Origin of the sequence: Gillisia sp. JM1, assembly GCF_000424645.1 — a bacterium.
GTDB lineage: Bacteria > Bacteroidota > Bacteroidia > Flavobacteriales > Flavobacteriaceae > Gillisia.
Window position 1 is genome coordinate 1,079,133 of sequence record NZ_KE384218.1, and the last position, 14,417, is coordinate 1,093,549.

Annotated in this window: 12 protein-coding genes and 3 tRNA genes; 7 read left to right on the forward strand and 8 right to left on the reverse strand. The window is 33.4% G+C overall.

What is annotated here, in order from left to right; genetic code table 11:
- Positions 1–197 precede the first annotated feature (197 nt).
- The 6 genes from H033_RS0108175 to H033_RS0108200 all read left to right on the forward strand — a co-directional run bounded on the left by H033_RS0108175 (position 198) and on the right by H033_RS0108200 (position 8,466).
- Complete coding sequence (locus H033_RS0108175; RefSeq protein WP_034886171.1) at positions 198–1,058, forward strand: hypothetical protein; 861 nt, start codon at positions 198–200, stop codon at positions 1,056–1,058.
- On the forward strand, positions 1,021–2,478 hold the full coding sequence (locus H033_RS0108180; RefSeq protein ID WP_026837871.1) for a peptidylprolyl isomerase: 1,458 nt from the start codon (positions 1,021–1,023) through the stop codon (positions 2,476–2,478). The genes H033_RS0108175 and H033_RS0108180 overlap by 38 nt, the downstream gene beginning before the upstream one ends.
- Before the next feature lie 9 nt (positions 2,479–2,487).
- On the forward strand, positions 2,488–3,441 hold the full coding sequence (locus H033_RS0108185; protein WP_026837872.1) for an AAA family ATPase: 954 nt from the start codon (positions 2,488–2,490) through the stop codon (positions 3,439–3,441).
- A 476-nt stretch (positions 3,442–3,917) separates the two neighbouring features.
- Positions 3,918–6,185 carry an aconitate hydratase gene (locus H033_RS0108190; RefSeq protein ID WP_026837873.1) on the forward strand — a complete coding sequence of 756 codons (2,268 nt, stop codon included), beginning with the start codon at positions 3,918–3,920 and terminating at the stop codon, positions 6,183–6,185.
- A 905-nt stretch (positions 6,186–7,090) separates the two neighbouring features.
- Entirely contained in the window at positions 7,091–7,852 is a 762-nt protein-coding gene (locus tag H033_RS0108195) for an XRE family transcriptional regulator (RefSeq protein ID WP_231367577.1), read from the forward strand.
- A 53-nt stretch (positions 7,853–7,905) separates the two neighbouring features.
- The gene (locus H033_RS0108200) at positions 7,906–8,466 is read left to right on the forward strand and encodes a TlpA family protein disulfide reductase (protein ID WP_026837875.1); all 561 of its coding nucleotides are present in this window, start codon (positions 7,906–7,908) and stop codon (positions 8,464–8,466) included.
- Here H033_RS0108200 and H033_RS0108205 read toward each other — a convergent pair.
- The 5 genes from H033_RS0108205 to H033_RS0108225 are packed head-to-tail and all read right to left on the reverse strand — an operon-like array spanning position 8,458 to position 13,271.
- The gene (locus H033_RS0108205; protein WP_026837876.1) at positions 8,458–9,594 is read right to left on the reverse strand and encodes a lycopene cyclase family protein; all 1,137 of its coding nucleotides are present in this window, start codon (positions 9,592–9,594) and stop codon (positions 8,458–8,460) included. The two genes, H033_RS0108200 and H033_RS0108205, sit on opposite strands and share 9 nt — an antisense overlap.
- 26 nt (positions 9,595–9,620) lie before the next feature.
- Positions 9,621–10,070, reverse strand: coding sequence for a sterol desaturase family protein (locus H033_RS0108210; RefSeq protein ID WP_026837877.1), 450 nt, complete (start codon positions 10,068–10,070; stop codon positions 9,621–9,623).
- Entirely contained in the window at positions 10,070–10,909 is an 840-nt protein-coding gene (locus tag H033_RS0108215) for a phytoene/squalene synthase family protein (RefSeq protein ID WP_026837878.1), read from the reverse strand. The genes H033_RS0108210 and H033_RS0108215 overlap by 1 nt, the downstream gene beginning before the upstream one ends.
- Positions 10,906–12,372: a phytoene desaturase family protein gene (locus H033_RS0108220; RefSeq protein WP_026837879.1), complete on the reverse strand. Its 1,467-nt coding sequence runs from the start codon at positions 12,370–12,372 to the stop codon at positions 10,906–10,908. The genes H033_RS0108215 and H033_RS0108220 overlap by 4 nt, the downstream gene beginning before the upstream one ends.
- The gene (locus H033_RS0108225; protein WP_026837880.1) at positions 12,372–13,271 is read right to left on the reverse strand and encodes a MerR family transcriptional regulator; all 900 of its coding nucleotides are present in this window, start codon (positions 13,269–13,271) and stop codon (positions 12,372–12,374) included. Before H033_RS0108225 ends, H033_RS0108220 begins: the two co-directional genes overlap by 1 nt.
- Before the next feature lie 238 nt (positions 13,272–13,509).
- On the opposite strand from H033_RS0108225, the gene H033_RS0108230 reads away from it, so the two are divergent.
- A complete protein-coding gene (locus H033_RS0108230; protein WP_026837881.1) occupies positions 13,510–13,959 on the forward strand; it encodes an RDD family protein in 450 nt (149 codons plus the stop codon).
- A gap of 44 nt (positions 13,960–14,003) precedes the next feature.
- On the opposite strand, the gene H033_RS0108235 is transcribed toward H033_RS0108230, so the two are convergent.
- The 3 genes from H033_RS0108235 to H033_RS0108245 all read right to left on the reverse strand — a co-directional run bounded on the left by H033_RS0108235 (position 14,004) and on the right by H033_RS0108245 (position 14,345).
- Positions 14,004–14,087, reverse strand: a tRNA-Leu gene (locus H033_RS0108235).
- A 69-nt stretch (positions 14,088–14,156) separates the two neighbouring features.
- Positions 14,157–14,229, reverse strand: a tRNA-Lys gene (locus H033_RS0108240).
- A gap of 43 nt (positions 14,230–14,272) precedes the next feature.
- Positions 14,273–14,345: transfer RNA gene (locus H033_RS0108245), tRNA-Lys, on the reverse strand.
- Between the last annotated feature and the right edge of the window lie 72 nt (positions 14,346–14,417).

Here is a 14,417-nt window from a genome sequence, read left to right on the forward strand (position 1 = left end):
ATCATTTTAGCTTAGTTTCTAAGATACTTCAGAAAAATTAATTTTGAAGGGCATAATTTCCCGTATTTTGAATCGTTTACACATTATAGCTTGTATAAGCTTAAGGAATTATTATTTTTGCGGCTGTATTTTTATAATACTCAGGTCATACTGCTTTAATTGAAAATGCATTTTATTATTAAAGTTATTTGCCTACAATGGAGAATCATATTTCGAAATTTATAGTATCCCTTGGTTGCGTAATCCTATTGCAAAGTTGTAATTATTTTCAAACTGCAGAAGAACAAGAAGTAGTGGCTCGGGTTAATGAGAACTATTTGTATATAGAAGACATTCAATCCTTGGTTGGGGAAGGGGTTTCTAAAGAAGACAGTACTTTGATGGTCAATGATTTTATTAAAAGATGGGCCACTCAGCAATTACTAATAGATAAGGCAAAATTTAATTTAAGTATTGAGCAACAAAAGGAATTTGATGAATTGGTAAGTAACTATAAAAACGAACTTTACAGTAAAGCCTATGCAGATGCTATGGTTTCCAAGAGACTGGACACCACTTTCAATCAGAACGAAATTGAAGAATATTACAATGAGCATCTGGAGAATTTTAGACTGAATGAAGATCTTGTGAAATTGAGATTTATTAATCTGAATACTAATCTAGATTTCGATGATGTGAAAAGGAAGTTCATTAGGTTTAATGAAGAGGACAGAGCTGAGCTGGATAAGATTTCCCTTCAGTTTAAATCCTACTCCTTTAATGATTCGGTTTGGGTAAGTACTAAATCTGTATATAATAGAATAGTTCCTTTAAATGATGGCAATAAGTCTCAACTTTTAAAAAAGTCAAATTTTCTTCAGCTTGAAGATTCATTAGAGGTATATTTGGTGTATGTAAATGACGTGTTATTAAGGAACGACCAAGCCCCGCTAGAATATGCGGTTTCCACAATAAAACAGATTCTGCTTAATAAGCGGAAAGCCAATTTGGTAAAAGAATTAGAAAAAGATATAACAAGAGATGCGATTGAAAACAAACAATTTGAAATTTATAATTAAAGGTATAGCTATAGGAACCCTCTTAATAGGGTTTAATAGCAACGTTAAAGCACAGGAAGTAATTGTAACAGATAGCACCGCGATTCAACCTGCAACAGAAGTAGTAGAAGTTGAGGAGGTGTCGGCAGAATTTCAGCGATATAAAGTTGATGGTATTGCAGCGGTTGTTGGAGCCTATGTGGTTTTAGAGAGCGATGTAGACCTAATGTACAAAGACCTTAAAAGTCAAGGTGTTTCTACTGAAGATATTACAGATTGCCAGTTAGCAGGGAGTTTATTAGAAAATAAATTATATGCTCACCACGCAATTCAGGATAGTATTTTGGTTTCTGATGCTGAAGTTAGAAATTATGTAGATCAACAAATTACCCAAATGGTGGGACAAGTTGGTTCTATGCAAAAGGTGTTGAATTTCTACAAAAGAGATTCTGAAGATGATTTTAGAAATGAATTATTTGAGCTTAACAAGCAGCAGGAACTTTCTAAAAGAATGCAACAGAGTATTATAGAGAAAGTGGAAATTACTCCTGAAGAAATTCGCTCATTTTTTGATAATATGGCAGCGGAAGAAAGACCATATTTCGGGGATGAAGTAGAAATCGCTCAAATTATTATTAAGCCTGAAGTTCCTGAAACTGAAAAGCAAAAGGTAATAGATAGACTGAAGCAATTTAGAGAGGATATCGTAGATAATGGAGCAAGTTTTGGAACTAAAGCTGTGCTTTACTCACAGGATCCAGGTTCTAGTAGCGATGGTGGTAGAATGGTGATTACTCGAAAGGATGGTCTTGATAAAGATTTTAAAGACACTGCTTTTAGTTTACAAGAAGGGGAAGTTAGTGAGCCATTTGCTTCACAATTTGGATACCATATTATTAAAGTTGAAAAAGTGATTGGACAAAATCTTGAGATCAGACATATATTGTTGATTCCAGATGTTACCAACGCAACTGTAGAAAGTGCGAAGGCTGAAGTAGATAGTTTAAGAGCTAAAATCTTAAATAAAGAGATCACCTTTGGAGCTGCTGCAAAACAATTTTCAGATGAAGAGCAAACCGCGGCAAATAACGGGAAGTTAATAAACCCGACAAACGGGGATACTAGATTTGAACTTACCAAAATAGATCCAGAACTTTACGAGCAAGTCGTGAATTTAAATGAAGGTGATGTTTCATTAGTTTTGAGAGACCAAGAACGTACAGGAAAGATTTTCTATAAAATTATCACCGTTAACAAAAGGTATAAGGCGCATGATGCAGATTTTGTGCAAGATTATATGAAGATCAAGGGATTGGCGCTTCAAGATAAACAACTTGATGCAATAGGGGAATGGCAAAACGAAAAAATAGCTAATACCTATATTAAGATTAATGGTGAATTCCGTAATTGTACTTTTGATCGTGATTGGTTAAAAAAATAAAACACAAAAATGTCTGATGTCACCGCTGTAGAAAATTTAGTTGATAAACATCAACTTCTTAAAAAAGAAATAGCGAAGGTAATCGTTGGTCAAGAGGAAGTTATAGATCAAATCCTCTTATCAATTTTTTCCGGAGGTCATGCATTATTAATAGGAGTTCCCGGCTTGGCAAAAACTCTTATGGTAAATACCATAGCTAAGGCTTTGGGGCTGGATTTTAAAAGAATCCAGTTTACTCCAGATCTTATGCCAAGTGATATTTTAGGCTCGGAAATCTTAGATGAGAACAGGCATTTTAAATTTATTAAGGGTCCTATTTTTTCTAACATTATTCTTGCCGATGAGATAAATAGAACACCGCCTAAAACTCAGGCAGCTTTGTTGGAGGCTATGCAGGAACGTTCTGTGACTGTTGCAGGGAATCATTACAAACTTAGTTTCCCTTATTTTGTTCTGGCAACACAAAACCCAATAGAGCAGGAGGGAACCTATCCATTACCAGAAGCTCAATTGGATAGATTTATGTTTGCTATTAATTTAGATTACCCCTCTTTTCAAGAAGAAGTAGATGTAGTAAAAGCAACTACTTCTAATATAGAGCAGGTTGTAAATCCTTTATTTTCAGCTTCAGAAATTACAGAGATTCAGCAATTGGTTAGAAGAGTGCCGGTGCCAGATAATGTAATTGAATATGCGGTAAGAATGGTAGGTAAGAGTAGACCAAATGGCGAAGCTACCCCAGAGATTATAAAGAATTATGTAGATTGGGGAGCCGGACCTAGAGCATCACAAAATTTGGTGCTTGCAGCAAAAGCACATGCTATTTTGAATGGAAAATTCTCTCCCGATATAGAAAATATACAAGCAGTTGCATCTGGAATTCTTAGGCATAGAATTATAAGAAATTATAAAGCTGAAGCAGAAGGGATCACAGAAGATCAAATTATTAAATCTTTATTTTAACTTGATTCAGTTTTTAATAAAAAAATAGAATTGTTGTAAGCATAGTTTTTTTATGTGATATATTTTTTCTGCGCAATTTACTATTACCAACATGCTACAAATGCTGAGTCTTTATTTTGGCTTGGATTATTTCTCTTGGTTTTCTTTTGGGCCGTTATATTGGCAGACATGATTCAAAAACCAATTTTGGATAAAACATTTTGGATCTTGTCTATGTTTTTTCTCATCGCTTTTGCACCTACTGTTTATTTATTCAAGAGAATGTTAAAACCATCATTTTCGAATTAAACAGCAATCGTTAATTGTTGATTTAACAATTTAATCATTCAAAATTGCCAATTTAATAAATTTCTATTCTTAAATGGTTGGTTAATTATGTAATGCGCAATAATACTTCAAATTTAGTTCTAATTTTTAAAATTCGATTGGATTTCGTAAATTTGCAAGACTTTTTAGAACATAAAATCAAATAAAATATGGCATACGATATAGATATGATCAAAAAGGTTTATAGCCAAATGGCAGATCGTGTAAATAAAGCGCGAGAAGTTGTTGGAAAACCTTTAACACTTTCAGAAAAAATACTTTATTCTCATTTATGGGATGCAGATTCTAACCAAGCGTTCAAACGTGGTAAAGATTATGTAGATTTTGCTCCAGATAGAATTGCCTGTCAGGATGCTACTGCACAAATGGCTTTGCTTCAGTTTATGCAAGCTGGAAAAAAGAATGTTGCAGTACCTACAACTGTTCACTGTGATCACTTGATCCAAGCGAAAATGGGGGCAGCAATAGATTTAGTTTCAGCAAATAAATCGAGTCATGAAGTTTTTGAATTTTTAGAATCTGTTTCCAACAAATATGGAATTGGATTTTGGAAACCTGGTGCGGGAATCATACATCAAGTAGTGCTAGAAAATTATGCTTTTCCTGGAGGAATGATGATTGGAACAGATTCACATACAGTAAATGCAGGTGGATTAGGAATGGTTGCCATTGGAGTTGGTGGTGCAGATGCTGTAGATGTTATGGCAGGTATGGCATGGGAGCTAAAATTCCCAAAATTGATTGGAGTTAAGTTAACTGGTAAGCTTTCTGGATGGACCTCTGCTAAAGATGTTATTTTGAAAGTAGCTGGTATTCTAACGGTTAAAGGTGGTACTGGTGCAATTATTGAATATTTTGGTGAAGGTGCTCGATCTATGTCTTGTACAGGAAAAGGAACTATTTGTAACATGGGTGCTGAAGTAGGAGCTACAACTTCTACATTTGGCTATGACGATTCTATGGAACGTTATTTAAATGCTACGAATAGAGAAGATGTTGCTGCTGCAGCTAATGAAATTAGAGAGCATTTAACTGGGGATGATGAGGTTTATGCAAATCCAGAACAATATTTTGATGAAGTGATCGAAATTAATTTATCTGAATTAAAACCTCACTTGAACGGTCCATTTACACCAGATCTTGCAACTCCTATTTCTGAAATGAGAGCGAAAGCTAAAGAGAATGACTGGCCTTTAAAGGTGGATTGGGGTCTTATTGGTTCTTGTACAAATTCATCTTATGAAGATCTTACAAGAGCAGCATCAATAGCCAAGCAAGCCGTAGATAAAAAAATAAAAGCAAAATCAGATTTCGGTATCAACCCAGGTTCAGAAACTATTCGATTTACGGCAGAGAGAGATGGATTGCTTCAGATCTTTGAGGATTTGGATGCTACCATTTTCACGAATGCTTGTGGTCCTTGTATAGGACAATGGGATAGAAGTGATAGAAAAGGAGATGAAAGAAATACCATTGTTCATTCTTTTAACCGAAACTTTTCTAAGAGAGCAGATGGGAATCCAAATACCCATGCATTTGTGGGTTCTCCAGAAATGGTTGCTGCGATAGCAATTTCTGGAAGATTGGATTTTGATCCAACCAGAGATAAATTATTAAATGAAGATGGGGAAGAAGTGATGTTGGATGAACCAACTGGAATAGAACTTCCTCCAAAAGGATTTGATGTTAAAGATCCTGGATATGTTGCGCCATCAGATGATGGAAGTGCTGTAGTGATTAAGATTGCTGAAGATAGTGAGCGCTTGCAATTATTGGAGCCTTTTGAAGCTTGGGATGGTAAGAATCTTACAGGAGTAAAATTACTTATTAAAGCCTTTGGAAAATGTACTACAGATCATATTTCTATGGCTGGACCATGGTTAAGATTTAGAGGGCATTTAGATAATATTTCTAATAACATGCTTATTGGAGCAATAAACGCTTTTAATAAAAAGACAAACTTCGTAAAAAGCCAGATTACTGGTGAGTACGATGGGGTACCTGCAGTGGCTAGAAAATACAAAGCTGCCGGAATTTCAACTATAGTAGTGGGAGATCACAACTATGGAGAAGGGTCTTCTAGAGAGCATGCAGCCATGGAGCCTAGACATCTTGGGGTTATGGTTGTATTAGTGAAGTCTTTTGCCAGAATTCACGAGACGAACCTTAAAAAGCAAGGAATGTTAGGAATCACTTTTGTAAATGAAAAGGATTACGATCTTATTCAAGAAGATGATACTTTCAACTTAGTAGATCTAGCTCAATTTGCACCAGATAAACCTTTGTCTATAGAGGTTGTTCATGCAGATGGGAGTAAGGATACTTTTAAAGCAAACCATACGTATAACGACTCTCAAATAGAGTGGTTTAAACGAGGTTCTGCATTGAACTTGATAAAGATCCAGAACAATGCATAAATAGTAAGTAATACTCTTACATTTTATAAAAAGCGAACCCCGGAAAATTAATTTTCCGGGGTTCTTTAGTTATGAAAGTCAATACCCTACTATTAACTAACCAACCAATTATCAATGTCAGAAAAGCTGCGTATCAATTATATTAAACACACAAAAAATTGTATACACGAATTACTTTGTATACACCAATATATAAAATAATATAATTATGTTTAATCTCGAATAGTGTTTAATTCGAAATAAACCGATTTTAGAAGGTAGGGGTTGAAAAATCCGTTAAAATCGCTGTGCAAATAAAAAATAAATTTAGGGATTTAATAAGCTATCAAAGAGCCATGCTGGGCTTTAACAAACAATTAACATATAGGTAGTGCAAGCTACAATAATCGGTAAATATTTAAAGTAATCACAACTAATTATATATTTGGATATCATATTGATAATCAAACAAATAAAAAACTCGGAAAAATTTCTCCGAGCTTCTTATACTAATCGAGCAACACCCTACAATCGCTCAATCAATTTTCTTAAATGAATTCTACAGTTTTTAAAAATCAGCTTTAAAAAATATTGTAAATTAAAGCATTAAATTCTAAAATAAAATTAACAGTTCATTAAGAATCTAAGTATATTTTAGCATTATTCTAATGTACAACTTAATTGACTGATATGTAATTATTTACGGGTATTTAAATAACAAATCATTAAATAGTGTTGATTTAAATTTAAAATAAATCGATAATCTTTCTTATTTGAGACATTTTTTAACAAAAAATTAACGCGGCAAGTCCTACTCTCAGAGCATTATATTATTATTCATTATAAACATAATCCCCTACGTTTTATTAGTCGACCTTCGTCCTAAACCACCAACAATTAACCTCACTTATTAGAAAAGAAAATTTATGATGAATAAGAGATTATCTATTGGTGAAAGACTCAAAACTTTACGTAGGCAAAATGGTTTTTCTCAATCTCTAGTGGCTGAAAAATTATACATTTCCCAAGCTGCATATTCTTTAATTGAAAACTCTCAAAACGGGATAGCAGTAGACCATATTATTAATTTAAGCAAACTCTATAAAGTAACGACAGATTTTATTTTAAAAGGAGAAAAGTTTTTGATTAGGATAGATCCAACAAACGGATTTATACCGCTTATAAAAGCATCCGCGCATGCAGGTTTTATTAAAAATTTTCATGAAGAGAATAGTTTTGAAGTTGCAGATTGGTATCGAATTCCTGGGTTTAATCCAGCTTTTGAACAAAAATTATTTGAAGTATCTGGTGATAGCATGACACCCACCCTTCTTTCCGGAGACGTTTTAATTTGTCAAGATCAACCTAAAATAGATAATATTTTAGATGGGTCTTTGATTTTATTAGTAACCGAAAGCGGTATTTTAATTAAACGTATTAGACTTGATAACAACACAGATTATCTTCTTTTAGAAAGCGATAACGAACTCGAAACAGAACAACTAAAGAAAATACGTAAATCTGAGATATACCAAGCAATGGTTGTGCGAGGTAAAATTAGCAGCGTAATGCTACCTCACCACCAGATAGCTTCTAAGGGGAAGATTCAGAATATGGAGGAAGCAATAGATTTTTTGAAAAAGGAATTGTGTAAATTGAACAAAAAATTAATCAATCTAGATAAATAGATAGTAACTTTGGGACTAATTTTTGAGTCCAATAGTTACAAGAATATTTGAAGATGAAGCTTTTTAAAAATCAATGGTCTAACATAATTATTGCTGTAATAATTCTTGCGATGATCATTCCCGGTACCCGTAAACCCATACAAATCTTTGTAAATAAATTATTGGCTTTTAGTCCTTCTGTAACGTCAGAGGAGGAAAGAGAGTCTCTTGTAGACTATAAGTGGGTTCTGGAAAAAAACAATAAGGATAGATTAGAGTTTGTAGATTTAAAGAACAAAGTTGTTCTTGTTAATTTTTGGGCTACCTGGTGTCCTCCTTGTATCGCCGAAATGCCAAGTTTTGAGTTGCTATATCGAGATTATAAGGATAAAGTGGAATTCTTATTTGTTTCTTCTGAAGATCATGAAACCGTTAGAGGTTTTTTAAACCGAAAGAACTATTCATTCCCGGCTTATAGACCCTTAAGTGAGGCTCCAGATCCTTTAAATGGGAATACACTGCCAACAACATTTTTAATAAATAAAGATGGCGCTATTGTTATTAAAAAGATTGGCGCAGCAGATTGGAACAGTGAAAGTCTTAGAAAAACAATAGATAAACTTCTACTAGAATAGTTTTCTGAAAAATGAACGAACAAACTGAGAATCATAAAGACTAAACATTATTTTTAGCTCTTCTACTATATTTGTTTCTTCATCTAGGTATTTGAATATTTCTTGAGGAGTATTTTTTGAATAGAATTTAGTGAAAAGTTGTTCCCCAAGCTCATTATTTCTGTTTAAAACATCTAGAAAAATAGCATCATACCATCTAGACCGAGCATTCGTTAGGCCGTTCTTAGGATCTTTCCCAGTTTTGATGTTTTGAATTAATAGAGCTATTTTTTTTTCGGTATGTTTAAATGAATAGCCAGTAGATCCTTTTACCCAAGATCCAGCAGTTCCTATTTTGGTCACTTTTGGACTACTAGCTTCATGAAAATCATAATCGGTCATAGGAATTACTCCTTTTTCGGTTCCAATAATTTCATATTCTTCAACATTAAGAATATCCTTAATATAGGTTTTTAGGTAGGTGTCATAAATAGATTCCTCGGTAAGGAAAGGGGTAAAAAACGTATATTCTAATAGTGCTTCACAATCATTTAAAGGTAAAACGTATGTAAAACTCGTACTATCCGGGAATTTTAATCTGAAATCCATCATTGTAAAAGTTGATGTATCAAAAACAGGAGTATTTGTTTTGATGTGCAAGCCTTTAAAATGCTGAAAAATTTTGGTGCTACTTGAATCCTCTAAATAGCCCGAATTAATTCGACTATCAAAAAAGTGGGTTGCAGTATAGTTTTCTTTTTTGCCTAATGCGATAGTATTTTTTTCATCGATCACCTCGATCTCGTCTAAAATAAAATGAAAGTTGTATTTGTCTTTTAATGCCGCTTTTACAAATTTATAGAAATCTAAAGATCTCAGCATTTTATAAGAATAGGGATCTAGATTTAGGTTTAAATTAGCTTCTTTAGAAATAAATTTACCTTGTTTCCAGGACCTTGTAATAATTTCATCCCATTTCCCAGCACCCTTTTCCCAATAACACCATGTTTTATCGTTGGTTTCTTTTTTAGAAGGGTCTATGATCGCAATTTTTGATTTCTTGAAGAAAGGATCTTGACCAAATGCATACGCTAACTGAAGTCCTGCTAAGCCACTTCCAATAATAATATAATCGAATTTTTGTGGCACTAATTAATGGGTGTTTGTATACGAATTTATTTATTGAAATATTTGAAAGGTACCCAAAGCATTCCAAAACACTCTCCTTCATCTTTACCTAGATGTTTATGATGCATTTTGTGTGCTCTCCTAACTCCCTTTGCATATTTATTATTAGCGTTTCTAAATATTTTAAATCGTTGGTGTATGAAAATATCATGCACCATAAAATATGCAATTCCGTAGGCGAGGATCCCTAATCCAATTGGTAAACCTATCCAGAGACCTTCGAGTCTCCATAAAAGAATAAATGTGATACTAACTATGGCGTAGAAAACGAAAAAGAGATCGTTTCTTTCCCACCAGTGGCTGTGGTCTTTTTTATGATGATCTTGATGCAATTTCCACAAAAAACCATGCATTATATATTTATGAGTGAACCATGCCATACCTTCCATCATTAAAAAGGTAGCGATAAAAATTACGATCCAAAGTATGAGTTCCATTATATTAAATTTAACCTATATGAGATATAAGATTTTGCAAGCAATCCAGCTTTCTGGTAATTAGGAACGCTTATGCGTTTATTCTTAATTTCCAGAGATGGTACTTTTTTTAATTTATGTAGTAGTTTGCTGTAATAAATATAGGCCGTATAAACTCCAAATTTTGCTTCTACAGGTAATTTAACAATGCCTTTTAATCCTGCGCTAAAATCTTCTTCAATTTCAAAAATAATCTTTTGTTTGCTAACTTCGTCTAGTGCGGCCAAATTTGTGCCTGGAAAATAACTTCTGCTTAGATCTTCAAAATCTGCTTTTAGATCTCTCAGAAAATTAACTTTTTGAAAGGCCGATCCCAAACTCATTGCAGAATCTTTTAATTCTTCATACTTTTTATTATCCCCCTTCACAAAAATTTTTAAACACATTAAGCCAACAACATCTGCACTACCATAAATATATTCTTTGTAATCTTCTTGAGTTAGATAGGTAGATTTATGTAAATCTAATTTCATGCTTTTTAAAAATGCATTATAAAGCTCAGGTTCTATTTTATACTTGTGTACCGTTTCCTGGAAAGAATTTAAAATAGGGTTCAGACTTATTTTACGGTCTATTGCTTTATAAAGATCCTGAGTGAAATCTTCTAGTAATTGTTCTTTATTGTAGTCATGGAAGGAATCTACAATTTCATCTGCAAACCTTACAAATCCATAAATATTGTAAATATCCTGCCTAATTGAAGGAGCTAGCATTTTTGTAGCCATCGAGAACGAAGTGCTATACGAATTAGTTACTGTCTGGCTACAAGCGCGAGAAACTGTGTCGAAAATCGATTTCATATTGTAAATTCTTTTTGAATGAGACCAGATACTAATTTTCCTGAAATAAGTGCAGGAGGAACTCCTGGACCAGGAACGGTAAGTTGTCCGGTAAAAAACAAACCTTTTACTTTGCTGCTCATTAATTTGGGTCTCAAAAAGGCAGTTTGTAAAAGGGTATTTGCCATTCCGTATGCATTTCCCTTATAACTATTGTACTCTTTAATAAAGTCATTTACGCAAAACGATTCTTTAAATATAACGAATTTTTTTACCTTTTGGTTTGAGAGTTTTTCGAATCTAGTAATAATCTTTTCAAAATATTCTTCTCTCAATTCTGCAGTATCTTCTATGCCTGGAGCTAATGGAATAAGAAAAAAGCCATTTTCACAATTTTCTGGCGCAGTGTTAGCATCTGTTACAGAGGTGAAATTTGCATAAAAAAGTGGATCTTTCGGCCATTTAGGAACATCGTAAATGTCTTTCGCGTGAGCTTCAAAATCTACATCGAAGAACAAGTTATGATGCTCGATATTTTTTAGTTTTTTACTGAAACCAACATAGAAAAGTAAAGAGGAAGGAGCGAAGGTCTTTTTCTCCCAGTACTTTTCAGAATATTGACGGTATTTAGATTCCAATAAAGTTTCACTGTGATGATAATCTGCACCTGTTAAAATAATATCTGATGCTATTTCTTTTCCATCTATAGTAATACTTTTTGCTTTTCCTTCAGAAACATTTATTTTTTCTGCTGAAGCATTAGTGTGGAACTTAACTCCTAAAGATTCTGCTAAAGAGATCATGCCTTGGATTACTAAATTCATTCCTCCTTTAGGATGCCATGTACCTAGACCAAAGTCGGCATAATTCATAAAGCTATAGAAAGATGGGGTATCGCTAGGTTTAGCGCCTAGAAATAAGACTGGAAATTCTAATATCTGAATAAGGTTCTTATTTTTAAACTCACTACGTACATCTGCAGCAATAGTTCCAAAAAATTGTCCAAGCTTTTTAATTGTGGCTGGAGTAATAAGCTCTAATGGTGATACGCCTGGTCTATAGACAAGATCTTTAATGGCAATATTATAATTGCTCTGCGCCTGATTTATAAATTTTTTAAGTTTTTTAGAACTTCCTTTTTCCTCTTTTTCAAAAGCCACATAAATTTTTTCTAGAGTATCTTCTATAGTGATGCTCTTTCCACCTTCAAAAAAAACTTTATAAGCTGGATCCAATTTGTTTAATGTGTAATAATCTGATGGCGTTTTACCGAAATCGGCAAAAAAACGCTCGAACACATCTGGCATCCAATACCAAGAAGGTCCCATATCAAAAGTAAATCCATCCTTTTCGAATTGTCTTGCTCGTCCTCCTAAGTCCGTATTTTTCTCGTAAATAGAGACATCGTATCCATCTTTTGCTAAGTAAGAAGCCGCAGCAAGAGATGCGAAACCAGAACCTATTATACTTACCGTTTTACTCATTAACTTGAAAATTGATTAGCAAACTCAGGAATAGATTTGTATATTTTGATATTTGGTGATAGACTATTGGGATCTACAGATTGTATCTTACTTCCAAAAAGATTGAGTTCCATTTTTTTGTCTTTACCTAAAAAAACATCAAACTCCTTTATGAAATCAGAAAGTTCTCGAGGCTCAGTGGTAAGATAACTTATAAAAGTTGGGTTTGGATGAATTTCTAAAAGATATCTCATATCTTTTAAAGGCATACTTGGTCCAAGATAAATGGTCTTTTTATGATGAAAATTAAGCTCATAATTTAAATATAATATTCCTAGATCATGAATCTCATTTTCTGGTAAAAAAAGAACATAAAGTTCCTCGCCATTATAGTCTCCAGATGTTTCTAGTTGAGCGATATTTAAATATAGTTTTTGCTTTATTAAACCCACTAAAAAGTGTTCATGAACAGGATTAATAGTATCTGTTTGCCATAAAAGACCTATTTCATTTAATAGAGGTATAAAGATCTGTAAAAATATTTCTCTAAAACTCTTAGATTCTAGGAGATTGAGATAAGTTTTATGGAATAAATTAGAATCAAAATTAACCATAGAGATCTTAAAAGAATTAATGGCTCTATTTTCTTCGCTTGCAGTAGAGGCCACTTCCTTTACCATCTTTCCAATTTCGGGATCAGTTAATTTTGCGATTCGGGAAATTTTGTAACCATGGTCATTCAGGAAAGTCACATTTAAAATCTTCTGTAGACCTTCCAGATCGTAAGTTCTAATATTAGTTTCAGTTCTATTGGGAGTAAGAATGTTGTATCTCTTTTCCCAAATCCTAATAGTATGGGCTTTAATACCACTAAGGTGTTCTAAATCTTTTATGCTGAAATTCTGTTTAACCTGTTCCATGGGGTAGCTTGAAATAATAATAGCAAATCTACATAAAATTTTGAGTGATAATTTTGAAGTAATGTTAAAATGTTTAACTATTGCGTTAAATAATTAAACAAAAGAATTAATGAGATATTAAGACTGTTTTTTTGGGATCAGAATATTGAATTTAACAGCTGTTTAAATTTAAATAGGGGTATTGGTTTATAAATGATATTTTCGCACTCAATTTAGCTTAAATTATAATTTAGCAATCATGGAGCAAACTCCCGAATATCAATATAAAATAGCATCTAAAGGAAAGCGACTTTTAGCACATTTGTTAGAAGGAATTATATATCTCATAATTGCCTTAATATATTATAATATACTTGGAAATTCGGTAGATGATTACTTGAACAGGGAAGTTTCGGTGGCAAACATGCTTTATTCAGCATTAGCTTCAATTGTTACCGGATTTATTTTTTATCCAATATTTTCTGGAAACTTAGGACATAAATTGTTGGGGCTAAAAGTTATTTCTTCTAAGTCTGGTAAAGATTATAATTATGCTTCAGATGGGGCTATTCGTGAATTATTAAAATACTTAGGTGGATTTTTAATAATTCCTGTGGTGTGGTTGTTGTGGGATAAAGAGAATCAGAATCTATATGATAAAGTTACAGAAACCTTTGTTGTAGAAAATCATATTGAAGAAAAAGAATAGGAAAAATTAAAAGTTGGTGATAACTGGGAATGGAATTTAAATAGTACCCGGAGCGGGACTTGAACCCGCACGCCCTAATGGACACATGGCCCTCAACCATGCCTGTCTACCAATTCCAGCACCCGGGCAAAATACGCACTTCGAAATTAAATTTCTAAAGGGCCGTGGAAATAATTTTAGTTAGAACTAAAATCTAGTGATCTGGCTGGGGCTCGAACCCAGGACCCTCTCCTTAAAAGGGAGATGCTCTACCAACTGAGCTACCAAATCTAAATTGTAAAGAACATTGTGGAAATTAATCCAAAAAATTAAGTGATCTGGCTGGGGCTCGAACCCAGGACCCTCTCCTTAAAAGGGAGATGCTCTACCAACTGAGCTACCAAATCATTGTATGCGTTGTTTTGCAATTGCGGGTGCAAATATACTATCATTAATTTATTTTTCAAGAGGAATTTAAT